Source organism: Nocardia niigatensis NBRC 100131, assembly GCF_000308655.1.
GTDB lineage: Bacteria > Actinomycetota > Actinomycetes > Mycobacteriales > Mycobacteriaceae > Nocardia > Nocardia niigatensis.
Window position 1 is genome coordinate 82834 of record NZ_BAGC01000040.1, and the last position, 19551, is coordinate 102384.

Here is a 19551-nt window from a genome sequence, read left to right on the forward strand (position 1 = left end):
TCAGGCCCCGATCGCGACCGGATACCCGGCCAGCCGCCACTCCAGCATCCCGTCGGTGAGGCGAACGGCGGTGCGCCCCTGCGCAGTCAGCAGTCTGATGGCGTCATAGGCCAGCACGCAGTACTCGCCACGGCAGTAGGCGACGACCCTGGTGTCGGCGGGCAGCTCCGAAATGCGTTCGGCCAGTTGCTCGATCGGGATCGACAGCGCCCCCGGGATGTGCCCGGCCAGGTATTCCGCCACCGGGCGCACATCGAGCACGACCACCGACGGATCCTCGGCCACGGCAAGAAGTTCGGCGGCGGTGATCTCCTGCGCCCCGTCTTCGCCGAGATAGTCGGCCCGCGCGCCCGGGACGGCCGCCTGGTGCGACTCGGCGACCTTGAGCAGCAGAGCCAGCAATTGCGCGACATCATCACCGGCGAGCCGGTAGTGGATGCGCACCCCCTCCCGCCGGGTGGTCACCAGACCGGCCTGCTTGAGGGTCTGCAGATGCGCCGACGCGGTGGTCAGGTTCAGTCCGGCGGTACTCGCCAGCGCCTCGACCGTCCGCTCGCCCTGAGCCAGCAAATCCAGCAGCTCCAGCCGCTTTCCGCTGGACAGCGCCTTACCGCTGGCCGCGAACGCCTCGTAGAGACGGGTCTTCTTCTCACTCTGGGCGGTATCCACCACGACATCCTCCAATAATCCTTGGAATATTCTACGCCTCGTAGCATGGAGCGCCCGCCGCAGTCACGCCGATCCGCACCTCAGGCGCTGGACCGCGGGGCAGTCAGACCGCGCGAAATCCCGACGCGGTGACTGCGACCAGCCGATCCACCGCGGCCTCCGAGGTCGCGTAGACACAGTGTCTCGATAGATTCGAAGGACCAACCACGGCCGACCCTCCCGACAGGAGAATTCCGTGTTCCCGCCCGAAGACCCCCACCCCGAGTACCACGACCCCAACGCACCCGACACCCTGTACGCGACGAAACCGCCGTGGGACATCGACCGCCCCCAGCCCGCCTTCGCCGCCCTCGCCGAGGCCGGCGCCCTGCGCGGCCGGGTCCTCGATCTCGGTTGCGGCACTGGCGAACACGCGCTGCTCGCCGCGAGCCTGGGTCTGGACGCCACCGGGATCGACCAATCCGCGCACGCACTCGAACTGGCCCGCGCCAAGGCCGCCGACCGCGGCCTGAAAGCCCGTTTCGTACGGCACAGCGCCCTGGATCTGGCCACCCTCGGCGAAAGCTTCGACACCGTGCTGGACTGCGGTCTGTTCCACCTGTTCGACGGCGCCGACCGCACCGCCCTGGTGGACGGGCTGGCCACGATCATCCCGCCCGGCGGGCGCTATTTCCTGCTCGGTTTCAGCGACAGCCAGCCCGGCACCTGGGGTCCGCATCGCTTGCGCCGCACCGATATCGAGTCCGCGTTCACCGATGGCTGGCGAATCGATTCGCTCGAACCGACCACCCTCGACATCCTTCCCAGCCCCACCCCGGTGGCAGCCTGGCTCGCCGCCCTCACCCGGCAGTGATTCCCGTGCCCGCACTCGAATCCCGCGTTCCGACGGACCGGTCGGCCCCCAACCTGCGTCAGTTCCGCACCCACGCCGAGGCCATGGCGTCTCCGCGCGGCCACCGCGTCCACGCCGATGATCCCCAGTCCGCCAATGACATTCACCTGCGCGTCGAGGGCGCCGACGGCAGCACCACGGCTCACTTCGACCCCTGGGGCCACTGCACCGTCACCGCCGAGCCCCAGGCGCTGGTGGTCCGCATCGACGCGACGGACACGGCCGCTCTGCACCGCATCCGCGACATCCTCACCCGCGATCTGACCCGTTTCAGCGGCGGCACGCTCACCGTCGACTGGCGCGATCCGGACTGATCCGAGCGTTCCATTGCTCAGCCGAGCAATCCGGCTGGTCCGGGACAGCTGGCGCTCCGGCGCACCGGGGCTGTGGACACCGGCCACGCTGTTCACGCAGCGACCCACGATGCGCGGCTTCGCCCGCACCATCGTCACGGTCAAGATCGGCGAAGCGGGCTCCCGGGAGTGGGATGCCCGCTGGGACAGCGACTCCCGCTTCCGGCACCAGGCGCGCGTGCTGACCGCGGTGTGGGGCACGGCGTTCACCCTCGACGCCGTCATCCGCGTGGCCTTCGCCTACACCCTGCCCCTCGACCCATTCCCCTGGCCACCACGCTGCAATGGCTTGTCGTCCTCACCGGGCTGATCACCTTCCACATCGTCCATGTCGCCCGCCACGGCCTGAAAGTCCGAAGCGCGCCCGGCAGCCGGTCAGCGGCCGGGCGGCGCGAGCAACTGCAGCCCCTCACGGACCGCGAGGGCGGCGAGCTCTGTACGGGAACCGCAGTGCAGCTTGGCGAGGAGATGTTCGATATGGGTCGCGACAGTCTTGGGACTGACCACCAGCCGGGCCGCGATCCCCGCATTGGTGTCGCCGAGGGTGACCAGGTGCAGGGTGTGCAGTTCACGAATGGTCAGCCCGTGCGGGCGGGCGGTGCGATGCTCGGTGACCAGCACCTCGCCACGCGGTCCCGGAATGAGTTCGACACGGTGGCAGACTCTTTCGGCGTCGAGCCACAGGAATCGCCCGGCCGCCGGGACATGAGCGAGCAGGTTCCACAGCGCGGCGCCGTCGCGCAGGTGCGGGCCCGGCTCGCGATGATCGAGAGCGACACCGCCCGCGGCCGTGCGCACCCTCGCATGGGTAGCCGGATCGAGCCGGCGGGCCAGCAGATTCGGTTCCTTCATGAGGTCGCAGGCGTGAGCGAAAACCGGCAGCAGCCGGTCGATGGCCTCGCGCCGCCGGTCGGTGGCGGCATCGGCCCGGGTCCAGCTGACATGCACCGACCCCACGTAGCGACCGCCGCGCACCTGCAGCGCGGCCGACGCCCCCTCCCGGAAGCCCGCCGGAATCAGCAGCCTGCCGGTGACGGTATCGGTCACGTCGATGTGCCAGCCATCGCGGAAATCGCGCCACCGCATGGCGTGCGGCACCGTGCTGACCAGGTGATAGGTCGCGGTATCGGCGCCGAAACCCGTGGTGGCGTGCCGCAGGATCGCGGCGGAGTAGCCGTGGCTGGCCAGCACGTGATGGCGGCCTGCCGTGTCCAGCGGATCGAACACGATGACCGCCACCGCCTGGGCGGCGGTGAATCCGCGCAGGGTGTCCAGCAACTGCGCGGCCTGTTCGCCGATCTCGGGATCGAGGTTCGGTGGCGGCGAATCCGCCTGTGCGGCAGCCGCTTCCGTCCCTCCGGGGGCGAGGTGATCGTGAACTTTCGTGGGCGTGCGCTTTCCGTGAATCCGCTGAGCTGACCCGAGGCTAGCAGTCCCGCGAGCGATCCGGGGGCAAACTCGGGCGGTCCGAGAAATCGGTGAATCGACCGATGGTCGTGCCGCACCACGACGGTCAGGATGACTCGCAACGAACAGCGATTCAGTGTTCGGACCAGAGTGCAGAGGAGATTCCGGCATGGGTGAGCAACTGTGGCGCAAAGGGGCGGGCGAGCTCGCGGCGCTGATCCGGGAGCGCGCGGTATCCGCGAGCGAGGTGGTCGAGGCGCACCTGGCGCGCATCGAGGAGGTCAACCCGGAACTCAACGCCGTGACCGTCGTCCTCGCCGAGGACGCCCGCGACGGCGCCCGCCGGGCCGATCGGGCGGTCTCCGAGGGCGCGGAACTCGGCCCGCTGCACGGGGTTCCGGTCACCATCAAGGAGAACATCGACGTCGCCGGCACCGCCACCACCCAGGGCATGGTCGCGCTGGCGAGCGCGATCGCGGCCCAGGACGCCCCCGTGGTCGAGCGGCTGCGCGCGGCCGGGGCGATCGTCCTCGGGCGCACGAACATGCCCGACTCGGGATTGCGGATCGCGACCGAGAGCTCGCTGCGCGGCATCACCGAGAATCCGTGGCGGCGCGGGCGCACGGCGGGTGGATCCTCCGGCGGCGAGGCGGCGGCGCTGGCCGCCGGCATGTCACCGCTGGGGGTCGGCAACGATCTGGGCGGCTCACTGCGCAATCCCGCGCACTGCTGCGGAATCTCGTCGCTGAAGCCGACCACCGGCCGCATCCCGCAGGCCACCGATCTCGAGCCGCGGGATCTGCCGCCGTCGATCCAGCTCATGGGGGTGGCGGGACCGATGGCCCGGACCGTCGCCGATGTCCGCCTCGGATACGGGATTCTGTCCGGCGCGCATCCCCGCGACCCGATCAGCGTCCCCGCACCCCTGCATCACCCCGATGCCGCGCAGCGCGTGCGGGTGGCCGTGATCGCCGAACCGCCCGGCGGCAGTACCGATTCCGCAATCGCCGACGCGGTCCGGCAGGCGGGCGCGCACCTGGCCGCCGCGGGCTACGAGGTCGAGGAGGTCACCCCGCCGGAGTACGAGGCGGTGCTCGACCTGTGGCGTCGCTTCCTCATGACCGATGTGCGGATCATGTGGCCCGCGCTCGCACAGATCCTGGGCCGGCCGGGAAAGGAATTCGTGCTGGCCGCTTTCGACGAGATCCCGGCCCTGGACCGGGACGGCTATATCGGGGTGTTGATCCAGCGACAGCGCCTGCAACGCCTGTGGTCGGAGTTCTTCCTCGACTACCCACTGATCCTGTCGCCGATCTGGACCCGGCCCGCCTTCGAACACGGCTGGGACGTCGTCGATCCGGACCATTCCTCGGCCACCCTGGAACTGCTGCGGCCGGTCATGCCCGCCAATGCCCTCGGGCTGCCCGCCGTCGCGACCACTGGCGGATTCGCCGACGGCATGCCCGTCGGGGTCCAGCTCATGGCTGCGGCCTTCCGCGAGGACCGGGCGCTGGCCGCGGCCGAGGTGCTGGAGGCGGCGATCGGCGTCCACACGCCCGTCGACCCGTTCGTCCGCGGTCGGTAGCCGTTCGTCGGCGAGAAGAAGAAAGCCGCGCGAAAGAAATCTGCTGTGCGGTCGCCTGTTCCGGGGCTCGATATTGCCTCGGAACAGGCGAAAATTGTGTCAGCCCCCTCGACAGAGCTCCGGTCTTTGCGTCGCAAAGTGATACGTTTTCTCTATGGCCGGTTCGGCCGATAACTCTCATTGCGCATCAGGGAGATGCCGTGTCCAAGGCTGTGAAAGCAACCGCCGCATGGGTTTGCGGGGGAATCCTCGGGATTGTTGCCGGTTTGTTCGGCGCGGGCAGCGCGTACGCCGACGGGTCGGGCGGGCCCGTCCAGATCGGCGACACCGTGTATTTCAGCCTCGGCGACTGGAACTGTTCGATCGGCGCGGGCGGCGCGGTGGGGTGTGATCTGCCGGTTCCGGTCACCATGAATGTGCTCTACGCGGGGGCCCAGGTGCCGTTCCCGAATGTGCCTGCCATTGCCATAGATTCGACCGCGCTGCCGGCGCATCCGGAATGGAACTCCAACGGCAGCCACACTCTCGCGGGCGGAAATCCGAGCCTGGCGCCCATCGCTCAGGTGAGCGGACACGATCCGCAGTTCTCGATTACCCATGCCGGCGCGACCTGTCAGATCACCTTCAATGGTTCGGCCGTGTGCACGGCGATGGGGCACGGGTTCAGCCAAAGGGGATCAGCGCCTTTCGGCTACTGATCCCCTTCGAATCACGGTGATTTACCGGTACCAGATGCCGGAATCCCAGTCACCGTAGTCCCAGACATTGAAATCGTAACGACCGTGCGCACCCCCGAAGAGGTAACCCCACCAGCCGGCCGAAGTGTCGCAGATCTGGTCGTCGCTGTTGCACACCGTCAGTACCGGGAAGTCGCCGAACCAGTCGTCGACGCCGGCCAGCGGATAGCCGATGATCCCGCTGCCGGGAGTCGAGGACAAACCGCCCCAACCCGGGCCGGGAGCCCGCTTGGGATCCGACAGCAGAATGGCATTGGCATTGTCGACGTCCTGGTGTGCGGTGACCCAGGCGTGCACGATGCCCGCACCTTCACTGTGTCCGATCAGCCGGATGTGGTCGCCGGGACATTCGTTGCGGTGCTGCCAGAACAGCCGATCCAGTTCGTTCAACCCCGACATCGGATCGGCGGAGTTGTATCCGACCGGCTGATCGACGTACGGGGCGAAGATGGACGAGGTGTTGTCGCCGAGACCGCCGATACCGATCGCCCAATCACCGGTGCAGTCATCGGCATGGGCCGTCGGCGCAGTCAGGTGTGTCATGGAAAAGAGGATTGCCAACAGTAATGCGGCGAAGAGCGCCGTTGCTCTACGCATGGTCGTAACTTTCTTTATTTGTGTAACCTCCGGGGCGGACCCGGCTTGCGCATCATGTACCCAGAAATTGCTGGGGTTCTTGATTTCTGGCGAAACAGTTACACACGCACTGTTTTTGTTGGCCGTATCGCGATGTCAGCGGGCCGCGCCCGCCCGGGACCGCGCGCTTGCCGGACATTGACGCCGACAGGCCGCAGTCGAAAGCCCTGTGCGAGTGGGAAACTCCCCGTAACCACGGATGCGCTGTGCGAAATCCCCGCGCCGCCGGCTCAGTTGCGCAGGCGAACCAGCACGATCGGGCACTCGCTGCCCTGCAGCAGCGCGTGACCGGTCGAACCGAGCGCCATGCCGGGATAACCACGGGTGCCGTGGCTTCCGATCACCAGCAGTTGTGCACCGGCGGCGGCATCCAGCACAACCCGGGCCGGATGCCCTTCCACCACAAGTGTTTTCACCTCGACACCCGGGTAGTTCGGGATATTGTGGTCGAGCACGCCGGTGAGCAGCCGGACCGCGTCGTCCTCGGAGCGGGTGTCGCTCTCCGGGGCCGGTTCCCAGGCATGGACCACGATCAGGGGCACGCCGCGCCGGGAGGCCTCGTCGAAGGCGATCTCGAGCGCGCGGACGCTGTGCGGTGACCCGTCCACACCGGCCACCACAGGCCGGTCCGAGAGCGCCTCCGTCTCACCGGGAACCACCACCACCGGTCCCTGCGCGTGCCGGGCCACACCGGTGCTCACCGATCCGAGCAGGCTGCGGTGATAGGCGCTCATCCCGCGTACACCGACGACCACGTAGAAGGCGGTCTCGGCGAGACCCGAGAGCACGGTGACGGCCGGGGCGTCCACGAGGAAGGTGCGGATATCGGGAATCTCGCGGTCCCCGGCCGCTTTCCGCGCCTCCTCGGCGGCGGTGTCGAGGGCGGCCTGGGCGGTGTCGCGCAGCCGATCGTGCAACAGCCGGATCGGGCTCTCGTCCAGGGGCGACTCCGCGACCGCCGGCACCGCGTACACCAGGTGCAGGGGTGCGCCGCGCAGCGCCGCGTCCACGGCCGCCCAGCGCACGGCGTGCAGGGCGGACTCGGAGGCATCGACACCGACCACGATCGGCCGGTCGAGACTGTTGGCAGGCACCGCGTTCGGCCTCCTTCCGCGGGGAAAGATCCTTCCGCGGCGATCCTACGAGCCGACCGGCCGGTCTTCGGGTCGACTCGCCGTGGGCAGTCCGACGATGAACAGGGGCTGATCCGGATTCATCTGCGTGGACTGATCCCGCAGGATCTGCCACAGCAGCGCATACGGTTCACCGGTCTCGGCATCACGCAGGTGCATGACCGTCGGTCCGCCGTTGAGGCTGTGGTGCTCCTCGGTCCACATGCGCCGGAAGATGTCGAAGCGGCCGAACTCGGTCAGCAGCCGGGCATCGTCGTCGGCCTCACCGACGATGGCCATCACGCCGCGCAGTGTGGCGATCGCGCGCCGCAGATCGGTCTCCCAGCGCGGAAGCACCTGGTGCGCAGCCGGATTGGTGAGCAGCCACCGCAGATAGTTGCCGTCCTCGCCGACGCCCGGAAACGTCCGCAGATGAGCGGTATTGGAGGCCAGCACATTGAGATACCGGTCCAGGTAGGCGGCGGGGTGCGGGAGGTGCGCGGCGAGAATGCCCGGCATTTCCGCGGTGATCAGTCCCCGGTCCGCGGCCGGATGCTGCGGCAGGGCGGCCAGCTCGAGCAGGTGCCGGTATTCGACCGGCGTCACCGAGCCGACGCGGTCCAGAAAGCGCACCATGGCGGTGAGCACCTGCTCGGTCGGCCGGTCGCGGTCGCCGCGCTCCATGCGGGTGATGTAGCTGGCGCTGACCCCCGAGCCGAAGGCCAGCCGCTCGCGGGAGACGCCGCGTCGTTCGCGCAGCCGCCGCAGCGTACTGCCGAAGCTCGGCGGTTCCACCCGCCCGAGCACCGCGTCGCCAAAAGTACTATCGCTCATATCCCGCCCCGGAAACACTCCACCCACCCGTATGGACCACGATACTGGCTACTGCGTAGCAGCGTGCTCTCTTGTCGGCAGATCGAGAATACGGCAGAAATAGGGGCAGAACAGCGAATTCCCAGCGGCTCACTCGCCGCCCGCGGGGGCCGCGAGCGCCGGCGGGGCGGCGGGAACGTCTCGCCGCGAACGGTATTCGCCGCGCCAGCGCACGAACCCGAGCACGACGAGCACGAAGAACAGGCCGTACACCGCGCCCGAGGCGTACAGGCCGGACTTCATCGCGAGCGGCACACCGACCAGATCGACGAGCATCCAGATGATCCAGAAGTCGGTCAGCGCCCGGCTCTGCGCGAAGGTGGCGATGGCGCTGCCGACGAAGACGTAGGCATTCGCCCACGGCGACCAGGCGATGTGCAGCCAGCCGAGGTGGGAGAACGCCTCGGCCACCGCGGCCGTGCCCACCACCAGCAGGGTCAGCAGCGTCAGGCGTTCGCGGCGGGTGGCCGGCCGGACCATCAGGTCCCGGTGCTCGGAAGTGCCGCGCCGCCAAGCCATCCAGCCGTAGCCCGCGAGCCCGATGAACAGCAACTGCTTGAGTGCGTTGCCCGGAACGTGGGCGTGAATCGACGCGGCCAGCAGCAGGATCGCGCCGGCCAGCTGGACGGGCCAGGTCCACGTGGTCTTGCGCATGGCCAGCCAGACCACCGCGAGAGAGAGCAGATTGCCGAGGGCATCGGTCCAGAGGATGTGTTCACCGAACAGGTCGAATCCGGCGTCCACCGGGCCTCCTCCGCTGCCTGCCGAGCACAGCTACCGGATCCGGGTTCCGGGGCGTGCGTTCTGATGGTGTGCGGAACCACCGTGCCACAGCGCGATATTCCCGCCGTCGGCACGGCGGGTGAGGCCGCGGCGGCAAACTCGGCGGACCGCGCCGCCGGAGAACCACAGCTTCGTGCGGGCCGAGAGTGATCGCCGGTTGCGCACCCCACGGGCGGGCTCGGGATCCTTCCCGGCCTCGGTCTCCTCGGAATTGCCGATTCACCGGCGGGTGATCAACACCGCGGCTCGTGCTGTGCGGCGGATCTCCGGGTATCTGAACAGCCAGGATGATCAGATCGATCGCTGATCAGATATTCGACGGCGTAAATCACGACGAAGCGGCAGATCCGCGTCGGATTCCAGCCGACTTCGCGTCGCGGAATGACCTTGTACGCAAGCGTGAGTACGTTGGCGAATATGCGCACCGAAGGTGATTCCTGGGATATCAAGACCAGTGTTGGATCCACGGCATTGTTCGTGGCGGCCGCCCGGGTGCTGGGTGGCCGCGCGGCCGATGCGCCGGCGCACGACGAGTACGCCGAGCTGTTCGGGCGGGCGGCAGGCGGGGAATGGGCCGACCTGGTGGACGGGCGGACGCCCGATCATGCCCTGCTGACCCCCGAGTTCGGGTTGGGGTTCCAGCAGCATCAGATCGCTCGCACCCGATACTTCGACGACTACCTGGCAGCCGCCGTGGACGCGGGCATCCGTCAGGTGGTCATTCTGGCCGCGGGCCTGGACTCCCGCGCGTACCGGCTGGCATGGCCGGAAGGCACCGTGGTCTACGAGCTGGACCGGCCGCAGGTGCTCGAATTCAAGCACGAGACCCTCGCCGCGGCCGAGCGCCGGCCGCGCGCCGAGCGGCACGAGGTGGCGGTGGATCTGCGCGAGGATTGGCCGAAAGCCTTGCGCGCGAGCGGATTCGACGCCGACGCACCGACCGCCTGGCTGGTGGAGGGCCTCCTGATCTATCTGACACCGGACGCCCAGGACCAGCTGTTCACCACAGTCGCCGAGCTCAGCGCACCCGGCAGCCGCGTGGGCATCGAGCAGATGGATCCGCTGCCCCAGGAGTCCGTCGCCGAAATCACCGCGGACGACGATGCGGGCTCGGACTGGGTGGGCATGATCTACAACGAACCGCGCAGCGATGTCTCCGAATGGTTCGCCGACCGGGGCTGGGCGGGTTCGCAGGTCAATCTGGCCGACTACATCGACGACCTCGGCATGACTCCGGCCGGCGAAGGTCCCCGCCAGCAGTCACTGATCAACCTGGTGACCGTCACCCGGCCCTGACCGTCGACACCTCCACCGCGCGGTCCTGGACTCACAATGGCACCCTGTCCAGGGCCGCGCGAATTTCGGCGAGCGCCAGCGGAAGTTCCTCCGGGGCAGGCGATCCCAGTGCGATACGCAGGCCGTGGGGCACGTGGGCGGTGGTAGCGAAGGCTTCGGCGTCCTGAAGGCGCTCTGATCGACGTCCGGCGATCGGATCGCAGCTGTCCTCCCCATCGTGCCGCAGATACGAAGCAGCGCAGGCTATTTGCGGGCGCCGACGATGCGGAGGGCCAGGTCGACGTAGTAGTCGCCGATCTCCTCGGGGGACAGCGGACCGCCCTCGCGGTACCAGCGGGCGAGGTCGATGCCCAGGGAGAGCAATGCCACCGCGGCCATGCGGGGGTTCGGGTTGTCGAATACGCCTGCGGTGACGCCGCGTTCGATCAGTTGCCGCATCTCGGTGTCGATGATGTGGCGGATGTCTTTGATCTCGCGCTGGTGCTCGGGACTGAGGGCGGAGAGTTCGTAGTTGATGACGCGGGCCACGGTGTGGCCGCGGGCGTGATGGATGGCGAACTCACGCATGACCGCGATCAGTTGCTCGACCGGGTCGTCGGAGGCGGCCACGGCCTCCCGCATGCGCTCGAGGGTGTTCAGGTGCCCGCTGCGCGAAACCTGGTAGAGCAGTTCTTCCTTGGAGCGGTGGTGCACGTAGATGGCAGCGGTGCTGAGCCCGGCGATCGAGGTGATGTCGCGCGTGGTGGAGCCGTGGAAGCCGCGTTCGGAGAAGGCGGCTACCGCGGCGTCCAGTAGTCGGGCGCGCGTCTCGTCCGCGCGCGAGCGATCCTCTGATTCGGTCACCGGGACAGTCTTACATCACAGCGCCAGCACGAGCTTGCCGGTGTTACCGCCGGTGAACAGCAGGTTCAGCGTCTCACCGAAGTGCTCCACCCCGCCCTCGACCACGTGCTCACGGCTCTTGATCTTGCCTTCCGACAGCCACTTCCCGATGTCCGCGATCGCCTCGCCGTACCGGTCGGCGTAGTCGAAGACCACGAAACCGGTCATGGACGCCCGGAACACCAGCAGCGACATGTAGCGCGACGGCCCGGGCCGGAGTTGGTCGTCGTTGTAGGCGGCGATCGCCCCGCACAGCACGATGCGGGCGCCGCGGCGCAGATTCGCCAGCGCCGCATCGAGAATGTCGCCGCCGACATTGTCGAAGTAGATGTCGATGCCCTTGGGAGCGAGTTCCCGCAGCCGGTGCAGCACGTCCTCGTTGCGGTAGTCGACGGCGGCGTCGAAACCGAATTCCTCGGTGAGCAGCCGGCACTTCTCCGGGCCGCCCGCGATGCCGATGACGGTAGCGCCCTTGGCCTTCGCGATCTGCCCGACCACGCTGCCGACCGCGCCCGCTGCCGCCGAGACCACCACGGTCTCACCGGCTTTCAGCTTCCCGACCTCCAGGAGCCCGAAATACGCTGTCATGCCGGGCATCCCGAGCGCGCCCAACCAGGTCGGCCCGGGCGCGACGCCCAGATCGACGTGCTGGACGCCGCGGCCGTCGCTGATCGCGTACTCGGTCACCCCGAAGGTGCCGCTCACGGCGTCGCCGACCGCGAAATCGGGGTGGGTGGATTCGACGACGGTGGCGATGTCCAGCGACCGCATCACCTCGTCCAGCCCGACCGGCGGGAGGTAGGAGCGCACGTCGTTGAGCCAGCCGCGCATGGCCGGATCAAGGGAGATGAAGGCGATCTTCACCAGGATCTGCCCCGCCTCGAGCGGAGGCAGCTCCTCGGACGTCACCTTCCAGGTGCCCACACCGGGCAATCCGGTGGGGCGCTGGGCCAGCCGTACCTGCTGTGTCTTGGTCATGGCCGGTGCCTCAGATCGCGCCCAGGTCGGGGTCACCGGCCGGCAGCGGCTCGAAGACCGTCACCTCCGGCGGTGCCGCGAGCGCCGTGGCCAGGGCGGTGCCGACCTCACGCAGGGCGGCGCCCTGACCGTGTTCGCGCAGCGCCTCCTTGGACGCCCACTTCTCGATCATGACGAAGTGCGCGGGATTCTTGGCGTGCCGGTGCAGCGCGTAGCGCAGGCAGCCGGGTTCGGCGTGCACGGCCGGAGCGGCCGCGCGCAGGGTCTTCTCGACCAGGTCTTCCTGGCCGGGCTTGGCGATCATGGTCGCGATGATGACGCAGGGATCGGCCATGGGGTCCTCCTGAGGAGCGATGGTGTGTCGAAACTCGGTGCGGTTACCCGCGTTTACCCCAGTTGGGGTCGCGACGGCGCAGTTCCCACTGCGCGATGGAACGCTTGTGGACCTCGTCCGGTCCGTCGGCCAGGCGCAGGGTGCGCAGGTGGGCGTACATGCCGGCGAGCGGGAAGTCCTCGGAGACGCCGGCGCCGCCGTGCACCTGGATGGCCCGGTCCACGACCTTCAGCGCGACATTGGGCGCGGCCACCTTGATCGCGGCGATCTCGGTGCGGGCGGCCTTGTTGCCGACGGTGTCCATCAGGTGCGCGGCCTTGAGCGTCAGCAGGCGGGCCATGTCGATCTCGATGCGCGATTCGGCGATCCAGTCCTGGATATTGGCCCGGTTCGCCACCGGCTCACCGAAGGTCGTGCGCGACTGGGCACGGTCGATCATCAGGTCGAGGGCCCGCTCGGCCATGCCGATGGCGCGCATGCAGTGGTGGATGCGGCCCGGGCCCAGGCGGGCCTGGCTGATCATGAATCCGTCGCCCTCACCGGCGAGCAGCGCGGTCTTGGGCACCCGCACGTTCTCGAACAGCACCTCGGCGTGCCCTTCGCGGTCCTGGTAGCCGAAGACCGGCAGACCGCGCTGCACGGTCACGCCCGGCGCGTCGATCGGGACCACCATCATGGACTGCTGGCGGTGCGTGGGCGCGCTGGTGTCGGTCTTGCCCATGACGATGAGGACTTTGCAGTTCTTGTGCAAGGCGTTGGAGGTCCACCACTTCCGGCCGTTGAGCACGTAGTCGTCGCCGTCGCGGTCCATGCGCAGCTGGATATTGGTGGCGTCGGAGCTCGCGACCGCGGGCTCGGTCATGGCGAACGCGGACCGGATCTCACCGTCGAGCAGCGGGCGCAGCCACTGCTCCTGATGCTCGGGGGTGCCGAAGAGGGTCAGCACCTCCATGTTGCCGGTGTCGGGGGCGGCGCAGTTGGTGGCCTCCGGCGCGAGATGCGCACTGCGGCCCATGATTTCGGCCAGCGGCGCGTACTCCAGGTTGGTCAGGCCCGGGCCCCACTGCGGGTGCGGGTGGAAGAGGTTCCACAGTCCCCGCTTCTTGGCCTCGGTCTTGAGCTCCTCGACGATCGGCGGCTGGAAGTGCGGGTCCCCGGACTCCACCATCTGCGCCTCGTACACCGCCTCGGCCGGGTAGACGTGCTCGTCCATGAAGGCGAGCAGATCGTCCCGGTAGCGCTGGGCCCGTTCGGTCATGTCGAACATGGTCACTCCTCGTAATAGTCTGTGCCGCGCAGGCGCAACTATACTTGAATCCGGATTCAACTTCGGGGGCGGTCGGCCGGGCCGAGATCGACCAGGCCGGCCAGCGCGGCGCGGTGCCGGCCGGGGCTGCCGAGCCCGAGCTGATCGGCCTTGGCACGCTTGAGATACAGATGCACCGGATACTCCCACGTCATGCCGATGCCACCATGCAGCTGGAGGGTTTCCTCGGCGGATTTCACCGCGACGTCGGCGCAGTAGGCGGCGGCGACCGCGGTGGCCACGGCAGCGTCGGGATCCCCCGCCGCGATCGTGCCCGCCGCATAGCGAGCGCTGGCCGCCGCGGCCTCGACATCCACGAACAGGTCGGCGAGACGGTGCTTGAGCGCCTGGAATCCACCCACGACACGGCCGAATTGGCGGCGCATCTTCAGGTAGTCGACGGTGGTCTCCAGGCACCACGCCGCGATGCCCGCCTGCTCCGAGGCCAGCAACGCCGCACCGGTCCGCAGAGCCGCACCGAGAGCGGCTGCGCCCGCCTCGGCCGGGACCACAAGTTGTCCCGGCGCGGAGTCGAGCACGACATCGGCCAGTGGCCGGGTCATATCGAGCGACACCACCGGCGTCACCGTGGCCGCGGCCACCGGAACCGCGTGAATCTCGGTACCGGAGGCGGTTTCGACCGCGGCCAGCAGCACGTCCGCGTCCAGCACGCCCGCGACACTGGTCACGCGACCCGACAGGCGGCCGTCGGCGTCCTTGCCGAAGGACGGCACCCCGGCCGCCGACTCGGCGGTGAAGGGCGCGAGCAGCGCGACCGTCGCCTCGCCGTCGGCCAGCATCCCGACCAGATCGTGCTCACCGGCCAGCAGAACGGTCGCGCCGATGACACTGCTGGTGAGAAACGGGACCGGTGCGACCGCACGGCCCAGCTCCTCCAGCACGACCGCGGCATCACGCGCGGAGCCGCCCGCGCCGCCCCGTTCCTCGGGCACGAGCAGTCCCGCCAGACCCAGGTCCCGTGCCAGCGCCTTCCACAGTCCCGGCGTCACCGCGCGATCGCCCTCGTAGGCCCGCGCGACAGCGGCCGGATCACACTGGGCCGCAAGCAGATCCCGCACGGCGTGCCGCAGCGCGGCCTCGGTGTCGGTATCGAGCAGCAGGATGTCGTCGCTCATCGGGTCAGGTCCTTCCAGGCGGCGTCCTTGTCCCCGCGCGCCTCGGCGGGCAGGCCGAGGACCCGTTCGGCGACGATATTGCGCAGGATCTCCGACGTGCCGCCCTCGATCGAATTGCCCTTGGCGCGCAAGTAGCGGTAGCCCGCCCCGCGTCCGGCGAAGTCGACGCGGTCGGGCCGCACCATGGTCCAGTCGTCGTAGCGCAGCCCATCCTCGCCGAGGATCTCCAGTTCGAGACCCGTCAGCAGTTGATTCGATCGCGCGAAAGCCAGTTTGAGAGCGGAACTTTCGGGTCCTGGACTGCCGGCGGCGGTCCGCTGCCGCATCCGGGTGGCGGCCAGCCGCCCGGCTTCGGCCTCGACCCACAGCCGCAGCAGCCGGTCCTGCAGCTCCGGCGTGTGCTTGTCGGGATTATCGCGCCAGCTGCGGGCGACCGCCGCCAGCACACCGCTCTCGCGCGGTGTCGCGCGCCCGCCGATCGCGGCCCGCTCGTTGTTGAGGGTGGTGGTGGCGACGCGCCAGCCCTCCCCCACCGCGCCCAGCCGCTGGGCGTCGGGGATGCGGACGTCGGTGAGGAAGACCTCGTTGAACTCCGCCTCACCGGTGATCTGGCGCAGCGGCCGCACATCGACGCCCGGATGGCGCATATCGCAGATGAAGAACGACAGCCCCGCGTGCTTGGGCCGGTCCGGATCGGTGCGCGCCAGCAGAATCGCCAGATCGGCCTTGTGGGCCACCGACGTCCACACCTTCTGCCCGTTGACGATCCAGTCCCCGCCGTCACGAACCGCGCGGGTGCCGACCGCCGCCAGATCCGATCCGGCGCCCGGCTCGCTGAACAGCTGGCACCAGATCTCCTCACCGGTCCACAGCGGGCGCAGATACCGCTCCCGCTGTTCCGGCGTGCCGTGAATGGCGATGGTGGGCGCCGCCATACCGAGGCCGATGCCGTTGAGTTCGGCCTGGTGGCCGGGGGCGCCCGCCTGCTCGAACAGCTCGTCGACGAACAGCTGGAAGTCGCGGTCGGCCCCGCGGCCGCCCATGCCGACGGGGAAGTGCACCCAGGCCAGCCCGGCGTCGAAACGGGCGCGATGGAAGGCCACCGGGTCGGTGGTGGCCGGATCATGTTCTGCCAGCAGGGATTCCACCCGCCGGCGCAGGTCGTCGCGAACCGTGTCGCTCATCGATCCGTTCCTCTCAGGGCACCAGCAGGGAGACGGATTCGGCGACGCAGGCCGGTTTTGCGGCGCCGTCGATCTCCACGGTGACGCGGCTGATCGCCTGGTACCCCATGCTCGCCTGTGTCAGCGACACCAACTCCACTCCGGCACGCAGCCGGGAGCCGACCGGGACCGGGGACGGGAAGCGAACCTTGTTGGCCCCGTAGTTGACTCCCATCGACAGTCCCTCGACCGCGTACACACTCGCGGTGAGCATGGGCAGCAGCGACAGGGTGAGGAAGCCGTGCGCGATGGTCGTCCCGAACGGACCGGCCGCGGCCCGCACCGGATCGACGTGGATCCACTGGTGATCGCCGGTCGCCTCGGCGAAGCGGTCGATCTGTTCCTGGGTGACGGTGTGCCAGTCGCTGTAGCCGAGGTGGGTGCCGACTGCCTTCTCCAGTTCGGGGAGCCCCTGGAATACCCGCATTGCTCGCGTCCTTCGTGTCGATGGTGTGGTGGGCCGCTGCGGCGGCCGGGTGAATCAGGCTGTGGGCGTGCAGACCACGCGGCCGACGGTCTTGCCGTCGGCCAGTCGCTGGACACCGTCTGCCACATCCGCCAGGGTGAGCCGCTCGCCGATCAGCGGGCGGATCGCGCCCGCGGCGGCCAGCCGGGTCAGCTCACGGTGGCATTCGGAGACCGCGGCCGGGTCGTGGGCGTTGTAGAGCCCCCAGTGCAGGCCGACGATCGAATAGTTCTTGACCAGTGCGTGATTGAGCGCCGCGCTCTGGATGTCACCGCCCGCGAAGCCGATGACCAGGATGCGGCCCTCGAACGCGATGCACTTCGTCGAGCGGGTGTAGGTGTCGCCGCCGACCGGGTCGTAGATGACGTCGGCGCCGCGGTTGTCCGTGACCCGCTTGACGACCTCGACGAAATCCTCGCTCCTGCGGTCGATCACGACGTCGGCGCCGAGTTCGCGGGCGTACTCGGCCTTCTCGGGCCCGCCCACCACGCCGATGACGCGCGCCCCGGCCGCCTTGCCGAGCTGTACGGCGGCGCTGCCGACGCCGCCGGCGGCCGCGTGCACCAGCAGCGTCTCCCCTGCCTGCAGCGCGGCTCGGCGATGCAGCCCGAACCATCCGGTCTGGTAGCCGACGAACAGGGACGCGGCCTCCGCATCGTCCAGAGCCGGTGGCGCGGTAAAGGTCTGGGCCGCCTCCATGATCGCGTACTCGGCGAAACCGCCGTACGGCAGCGAACTGCCGCCGAGCACGCGCTCCCCGATCGCGATGCCGGTGACCTCGGCGCCGACGGCCACCACCTCCCCGCACAGCTCGATGCCCGGCGTGAACGGCAGCGGCGGCTTCACCTGATACAGGCCCCGGCACATGAGGACGTCGGGAAAGTTCGCCGCCGCGCCCGTGACCCGGACGAGCACCTGACGCGGGCCCGGGGCCGGGCGATCCACGGTGTCCAGCCGCATCACCTGCGCGGGCTCACCCAGTTCGTGCACGCGCCACGCCCGCATGCCCGCCACGCTAGACACCCCCGGTCAGCGTGATGCCGCCGTCCACCACGAGCAGCTGGCCGGTGAGCCAGGCCGCGTCCTCGGAGAGCAGGAAGGCGACCACGCTGCCGATGTCCTCGGGGACGCCGAGCCGCTTGAGCGGATAGGTGGCGGCGATCTGCTCCTCACGGCCCTCATAGAGGGCGGTGGCGAACTGGGTCTTCACGACCGCGGGCGCGACGGCGTTGACGCGGATGTCGGGACCGAGCTCGACCGCGAGTTCCTGGGTGATGTGGGTCAGCATCGCCTTGCTGGAACCGTAGAAACCGATGCCGGGCGCGGGCTTGAGACCGGCGACCGAGGAGACGTTCACGACCGCCCCGCCGTGTTCCTTCATCCACGCCCGGTAGGCGTGCTGCACCCACGACAGCGCGGCAAGGCAGTTGACCTCCACGATCTTTCGCGCCGCGTCGAGCGAGAGCTCCACCATCGGCCCGAACACCGGATTGATGCCGGTGTTGTTCACCAGCAGATCGGCGCCGCCGAAGGTCTCGACGGCCCGCTCGAGCGTCTCGGCCTGATGCGCGGCGTCGTCGGCGCGCCCGGCCACGGCCAGCGCCTTCGACGGTCCGCCCAGCGCCGCGACGGCTTCGTCGAGCGCGTCCTGCTTACGGGCGGTGATCACGACCTTGGCGCCCTCATCCACCAGGCGCTGCGCGATACCGAGGCCGATACCCCGGCTGGCGCCGGTGACAATGGCGGTCTTGCCTTCGAATCTGTTCACGGACAGGTCCTTTCAGGTCGCCCTCGGCCGCGACGGTCATCGGCGCGACACGGCCCGGGTCCAACCTTCGAGCGGGAGGTTACTAAGCGCTTATTTTCTTACGCAACCATGCTTGAAACGCCCGCCGCGGTCAAGACCGCAGACGGGGTTGAATGCCTGTGATACGGCACACAGCGATCACGAAAGTAGAGGTCGCACCAGGGAAAACGATGCGAACCCGAACCCGGATTCAGATTCCAAGGCCGGTCGCGACGACCGCCGGCCGGGCCGTGGACTACTCGGACTTCAGCTGCAGGGCATTGACCCACAGCTGAGTCAGCGTGCCGACCAGCTTCTCGAAGGCAATGCGCTGATTCCGAGCGAAGACCATATAGGCCATACGGCTGACCATGACCGACAGCGCCTGGGCGGTGATCAGCGGGTCGAGATCCGCACTGGCCAGCCCGGATTCCTGCAGCTCGCGAATCATCCGGGCATTGCGGGCAACGAAGGCACGGTTGCGTTCCGCGCGCAGCGAGCGGAAGTTCTCGTTGATCTGGGTGACCTCTTCGAACACCGCCATCAGGCGCGCATTGCGCTTGTAGGCGAGCAGGTATTCACGATTGGCGGCCTCGATGAGGTCGCGGGGGTCGGTGACGCCGGTGCGCGCCCGCACGTGCGGGTGCAGCATTTCCTCCTGCACCTCCTCGACGACAGCGGTGAAGATCTCTTCCTTGCTGTCGAAGTAGGTGTAGAACGACCCCGAGGCAGCGCCGGCCGCCTTGGAGATGTCGGTGATCCTGGCATCCAGGTAGCCGTCGCGTTCGAACACCTCCCGAGCTCCGGCGATGAGGGCGGCACGGGTGCGCTCTCCGCGCTTGGTGCGCGGGAGCACGCGGCGAGGCACAGTCTCGCGGGCGACAGATTCGGACGTCACGGCGGATCACTCACTCGGTCACAGGGACGGCTGCCGATTGCCACCGTATCACCGCTCACACCAGCGCATATCGCCCAACGTCGACAATATCCCGTCCGCCGGCGCGCATCGCAGACACGACGGCGACGTTTATTGAAGTTGACACCGGATTCATATATGGTCGCGGCCAGGGCCGTGACACCCCTCACAATCGGCCCGG

Annotated in this window: 22 protein-coding genes; 6 read left to right on the forward strand and 16 right to left on the reverse strand. The window is 68.7% G+C overall.

What is annotated here, in order from left to right; genetic code table 11:
• Positions 1 to 672, reverse strand: a complete 672-nt coding sequence (locus tag ON33_RS13120) for an ArsR/SmtB family transcription factor (RefSeq protein WP_040859160.1) — start codon at positions 670 to 672, stop codon at positions 1 to 3.
• A gap of 232 nt (positions 673 to 904) precedes the next feature.
• Between ON33_RS13120 and ON33_RS13125 the strand changes: the two genes are divergently transcribed.
• Genes ON33_RS13125 through ON33_RS13135 form a run of 3 tightly spaced genes read left to right on the forward strand, consistent with a single transcriptional unit; the run spans position 905 to position 2224 of the window.
• Positions 905 to 1522, forward strand: coding sequence for a class I SAM-dependent methyltransferase (locus ON33_RS13125; RefSeq protein WP_040858801.1), 618 nt, complete (start codon positions 905 to 907; stop codon positions 1520 to 1522).
• Between the two features lie 5 nt (positions 1523 to 1527).
• The gene (locus tag ON33_RS13130) at positions 1528 to 1875 is read left to right on the forward strand and encodes a DUF2218 domain-containing protein (protein WP_157184512.1); all 348 of its coding nucleotides are present in this window, start codon (positions 1528 to 1530) and stop codon (positions 1873 to 1875) included.
• A gap of 13 nt (positions 1876 to 1888) precedes the next feature.
• Positions 1889 to 2224, forward strand: coding sequence for a VC0807 family protein (locus ON33_RS13135; protein WP_051152020.1), 336 nt, complete (start codon positions 1889 to 1891; stop codon positions 2222 to 2224).
• A gap of 65 nt (positions 2225 to 2289) precedes the next feature.
• Here ON33_RS13135 and ON33_RS38190 read toward each other — a convergent pair whose 3' ends face one another.
• Complete coding sequence (locus tag ON33_RS38190) at positions 2290 to 3192, reverse strand: helix-turn-helix transcriptional regulator (protein ID WP_051152022.1); 903 nt, start codon at positions 3190 to 3192, stop codon at positions 2290 to 2292.
• A 298-nt stretch (positions 3193 to 3490) separates the two neighbouring features.
• On the opposite strand from ON33_RS38190, the gene ON33_RS13140 reads away from it, so the two are divergent.
• Both ON33_RS13140 and ON33_RS13145 read left to right on the forward strand, forming a co-directional pair.
• The gene (locus ON33_RS13140; protein ID WP_040858803.1) at positions 3491 to 4906 is read left to right on the forward strand and encodes an amidase; all 1416 of its coding nucleotides are present in this window, start codon (positions 3491 to 3493) and stop codon (positions 4904 to 4906) included.
• Between the two features lie 200 nt (positions 4907 to 5106).
• The gene (locus ON33_RS13145) at positions 5107 to 5604 is read left to right on the forward strand and encodes a hypothetical protein (protein WP_157184513.1); all 498 of its coding nucleotides are present in this window, start codon (positions 5107 to 5109) and stop codon (positions 5602 to 5604) included.
• A gap of 21 nt (positions 5605 to 5625) precedes the next feature.
• On the opposite strand, the gene ON33_RS13150 is transcribed toward ON33_RS13145, so the two are convergent.
• The 4 genes from ON33_RS13150 to ON33_RS13165 form a co-directional block, all read right to left on the reverse strand.
• On the reverse strand, positions 5626 to 6186 hold the full coding sequence (locus ON33_RS13150; RefSeq protein WP_157184514.1) for a cutinase family protein: 561 nt from the start codon (positions 6184 to 6186) through the stop codon (positions 5626 to 5628).
• A gap of 323 nt (positions 6187 to 6509) precedes the next feature.
• Entirely contained in the window at positions 6510 to 7373 is an 864-nt protein-coding gene (locus tag ON33_RS13155) for a universal stress protein (RefSeq protein WP_040858805.1), read from the reverse strand.
• A gap of 45 nt (positions 7374 to 7418) precedes the next feature.
• Entirely contained in the window at positions 7419 to 8225 is an 807-nt protein-coding gene (locus tag ON33_RS13160) for a helix-turn-helix transcriptional regulator (RefSeq protein ID WP_063710990.1), read from the reverse strand.
• A gap of 129 nt (positions 8226 to 8354) precedes the next feature.
• Entirely contained in the window at positions 8355 to 9008 is a 654-nt protein-coding gene (locus tag ON33_RS13165; protein WP_218001419.1) for a nicotinamide mononucleotide transporter family protein, read from the reverse strand.
• A gap of 456 nt (positions 9009 to 9464) precedes the next feature.
• Between ON33_RS13165 and ON33_RS13170 the strand changes: the two genes are divergently transcribed.
• A complete protein-coding gene (locus ON33_RS13170; RefSeq protein WP_040859164.1) occupies positions 9465 to 10343 on the forward strand; it encodes a class I SAM-dependent methyltransferase in 879 nt (292 codons plus the stop codon).
• Positions 10344 to 10586: 243 nt separating this feature from the next.
• On the opposite strand, the gene ON33_RS13175 is transcribed toward ON33_RS13170, so the two are convergent.
• The 10 genes from ON33_RS13175 to ON33_RS13220 form a co-directional block, all read right to left on the reverse strand.
• Positions 10587 to 11186 carry a TetR/AcrR family transcriptional regulator gene (locus ON33_RS13175; protein ID WP_040858808.1) on the reverse strand — a complete coding sequence of 200 codons (600 nt, stop codon included), beginning with the start codon at positions 11184 to 11186 and terminating at the stop codon, positions 10587 to 10589.
• A gap of 15 nt (positions 11187 to 11201) precedes the next feature.
• On the reverse strand, positions 11202 to 12203 hold the full coding sequence (locus ON33_RS13180; RefSeq protein WP_040859165.1) for an NADP-dependent oxidoreductase: 1002 nt from the start codon (positions 12201 to 12203) through the stop codon (positions 11202 to 11204).
• Positions 12204 to 12213: 10 nt separating this feature from the next.
• Positions 12214 to 12537 (reverse strand): putative quinol monooxygenase, encoded by a 324-nt coding sequence (locus ON33_RS13185; RefSeq protein ID WP_040858809.1) that lies wholly within the window; start codon positions 12535 to 12537, stop codon positions 12214 to 12216.
• A 43-nt stretch (positions 12538 to 12580) separates the two neighbouring features.
• Positions 12581 to 13804 (reverse strand): acyl-CoA dehydrogenase family protein, encoded by a 1224-nt coding sequence (locus ON33_RS13190; RefSeq protein ID WP_373281026.1) that lies wholly within the window; start codon positions 13802 to 13804, stop codon positions 12581 to 12583.
• A 56-nt stretch (positions 13805 to 13860) separates the two neighbouring features.
• A complete protein-coding gene (locus ON33_RS13195) occupies positions 13861 to 14979 on the reverse strand; it encodes an acyl-CoA dehydrogenase family protein (RefSeq protein WP_040858811.1) in 1119 nt (372 codons plus the stop codon).
• Entirely contained in the window at positions 14976 to 16163 is a 1188-nt protein-coding gene (locus ON33_RS13200; RefSeq protein WP_040858812.1) for an acyl-CoA dehydrogenase family protein, read from the reverse strand. The genes ON33_RS13195 and ON33_RS13200 overlap by 4 nt, the downstream gene beginning before the upstream one ends.
• A 13-nt stretch (positions 16164 to 16176) precedes the next feature.
• Positions 16177 to 16629 carry a MaoC family dehydratase gene (locus tag ON33_RS13205; RefSeq protein ID WP_040858813.1) on the reverse strand — a complete coding sequence of 151 codons (453 nt, stop codon included), beginning with the start codon at positions 16627 to 16629 and terminating at the stop codon, positions 16177 to 16179.
• A 54-nt stretch (positions 16630 to 16683) separates the two neighbouring features.
• Complete coding sequence (locus tag ON33_RS13210) at positions 16684 to 17673, reverse strand: NADPH:quinone oxidoreductase family protein (protein WP_040859167.1); 990 nt, start codon at positions 17671 to 17673, stop codon at positions 16684 to 16686.
• Between the two features lie 10 nt (positions 17674 to 17683).
• Positions 17684 to 18436, reverse strand: a complete 753-nt coding sequence (locus ON33_RS13215) for an SDR family oxidoreductase (protein WP_040858814.1) — start codon at positions 18434 to 18436, stop codon at positions 17684 to 17686.
• Between the two features lie 274 nt (positions 18437 to 18710).
• The gene (locus ON33_RS13220; protein ID WP_245550511.1) at positions 18711 to 19352 is read right to left on the reverse strand and encodes a TetR/AcrR family transcriptional regulator; all 642 of its coding nucleotides are present in this window, start codon (positions 19350 to 19352) and stop codon (positions 18711 to 18713) included.
• Between the last annotated feature and the right edge of the window lie 199 nt (positions 19353 to 19551).

Excerpts from the sequence above, each read along its gene's own strand:
- ON33_RS13140 (WP_040858803.1), top strand. The coding sequence starts at position 3,491 with ATGGGTGAGCAACTGTGGCGCAAAGGGGCGGGCGAGCTCGCGGCGCTG.
- ON33_RS13150 (WP_157184514.1), bottom strand. The coding sequence starts at position 6,186 with ATGACACACCTGACTGCGCCGACGGCCCATGCCGATGACTGCACCGGT.
- ON33_RS13160 (WP_063710990.1), bottom strand. The coding sequence starts at position 8,225 with ATGAGCGATAGTACTTTTGGCGACGCGGTGCTCGGGCGGGTGGAACCG.
- ON33_RS13170 (WP_040859164.1), top strand. The coding sequence starts at position 9,465 with ATGCGCACCGAAGGTGATTCCTGGGATATCAAGACCAGTGTTGGATCC.
- ON33_RS13180 (WP_040859165.1), bottom strand. The coding sequence starts at position 12,203 with ATGACCAAGACACAGCAGGTACGGCTGGCCCAGCGCCCCACCGGATTG.
- ON33_RS13185 (WP_040858809.1), bottom strand. The coding sequence starts at position 12,537 with ATGGCCGATCCCTGCGTCATCATCGCGACCATGATCGCCAAGCCCGGC.
- ON33_RS13190 (WP_373281026.1), bottom strand. The coding sequence starts at position 13,804 with ATGTTCGACATGACCGAACGGGCCCAGCGCTACCGGGACGATCTGCTC.
- ON33_RS13195 (WP_040858811.1), bottom strand. The coding sequence starts at position 14,979 with ATGAGCGACGACATCCTGCTGCTCGATACCGACACCGAGGCCGCGCTG.
- ON33_RS13200 (WP_040858812.1), bottom strand. The coding sequence starts at position 16,163 with ATGAGCGACACGGTTCGCGACGACCTGCGCCGGCGGGTGGAATCCCTG.
- ON33_RS13205 (WP_040858813.1), bottom strand. The coding sequence starts at position 16,629 with ATGCGGGTATTCCAGGGGCTCCCCGAACTGGAGAAGGCAGTCGGCACC.
- ON33_RS13210 (WP_040859167.1), bottom strand. The coding sequence starts at position 17,673 with ATGCGGGCGTGGCGCGTGCACGAACTGGGTGAGCCCGCGCAGGTGATG.